The organism is Oceanobacillus salinisoli (assembly GCF_009733865.1).
Lineage (GTDB): Bacteria > Bacillota > Bacilli > Bacillales > Amphibacillaceae > Oceanobacillus > Oceanobacillus salinisoli.
This window is the reverse complement of record NZ_WOFB01000064.1, coordinates 1-1,382: the sequence shown is the minus strand read 5'-3', so window position 1 is coordinate 1,382 and position 1,382 is coordinate 1. Positions and strand designations below refer to the sequence as shown.

The following is a 1,382-nucleotide window of genomic DNA, read 5'->3' as shown; positions in this document are numbered from 1 at the left end:
GGGGTTGTCAAATAAAGTGTGTAAGTCCCAAAACACACTCAGTTATATTTGAGAACCCTATCCTTTAGTCGTTCATCCATTAATAGTTGGTTCAAAGCCAAGGACCACCCTTGAATAAAGCCGCCATCCCATTTGTTTTCTAGTTCCTTCACCCTTAAATAAAGGACTTTAAGTAGGGCGTTCTCGTTGGGGAATGCTCCTTTTTTCGTCACTTTTCTAAAGCTGGAGTGTATGCTTTCTACGGCATTTGTCGTGTACATAATTTTACGAACAGCACTACCATAGTCAAATAATTGTTCCACGTGTTCAAAGTTACGTTCCCATACATCAATTGCCCCAGGATAGGAAGACCATTGTTGTTTAAAGGATTCAAAAGCACTTTGACAAGCCTTTAGACTTTGTGCCCCATAAACCTTTCTTAAAGAGGAAGTAAAAGCTTTATAATCCTTATAAGGGACGTATTTAAGGGAGTTGCGAATTAAGTGGACAATACATCTTTGTACAAGGACATCAGGGAATATAGAGCGAGCTCCTTCTTCTAAGCCAGATACACCGTCCATGGAAATGAAGAAGATATCTTCAACTCCCCTTGCCTTAATTTCATCAAAGATTTGCATCCACTTATGTTTACTTTCTGTTTCATTTAGCCACAGGCCAAGAATGTCCTTTTTGCCCTCCATTGTGTATCCTAAAATGGTATATACGGCATACTTCTTTGTCTCATATTGATTGCGAATGGTTGTGTACATGCAATCCACAAAAACAAAAGGATAACAGTTATTTAATGGACGACTTTGCCAATCTTCCAGTTCCGGCAGCACGGAATCTGTAATATCAGAAATCATTTCATGCGATACAGAGAATCCATAAATATCCTCTATCGTAGAAGAAATATCTCGCTGAGACATTCCTTTGGCATACATGGCAATAACCTTACCTTCTATTTCAGAAACATCTTTTTTACGTTTAGGAACAACCTTAGGTTCAAAAGAGCCATCACGATCTCTTGGTACTTCAATTTCTACTTCCCCAACACTAGTATTCAAGGTTTTCTTTCCATAACCGTTTCTTCTATTAGCTGTATTCTTTTCCCCTTTATTATTTGAGTCATAGCCAAGATGATGATTCATTTCTCCTTTTAACATTGCCTCAAACATTGGACCAAATATATCTTTTAATGCATCTTGCATTTCCTCTACAGACTTAGGTTGATATTGTTCAATAATCTTGTTAGCTAATTCTACGGAGTTAGGATCTCTTTTTAATTTCCCCATTATAAAAACACTCCTTTAGCTTTATATTTATATTCTATCAAAATAAAAAAACTGTGTGAGTAAGAAACCGTACGCATTTCTTACTTACACAGTTTATATTACACTCCC

Annotated in this window: 1 protein-coding gene; it reads right to left on the bottom strand. The window is 36.8% G+C overall.

The window, feature by feature from the left end; genetic code table 11:
* Positions 1–38: 38 nt before the first annotated feature.
* Positions 39–1,274, bottom strand: a complete 1,236-nt coding sequence (locus GMJ66_RS20290; RefSeq protein WP_156292124.1) for an IS256 family transposase — start codon at positions 1,272–1,274, stop codon at positions 39–41.
* Between the last annotated feature and the right edge of the window lie 108 nt (positions 1,275–1,382).

Bases quoted from the DNA above. Each gene is read 5' to 3' on its own strand.
- GMJ66_RS20290 (WP_156292124.1), bottom strand. From the start codon at position 1,274: ATGGGGAAATTAAAAAGAGATCCTAACTCCGTAGAATTAGCTAACAAG.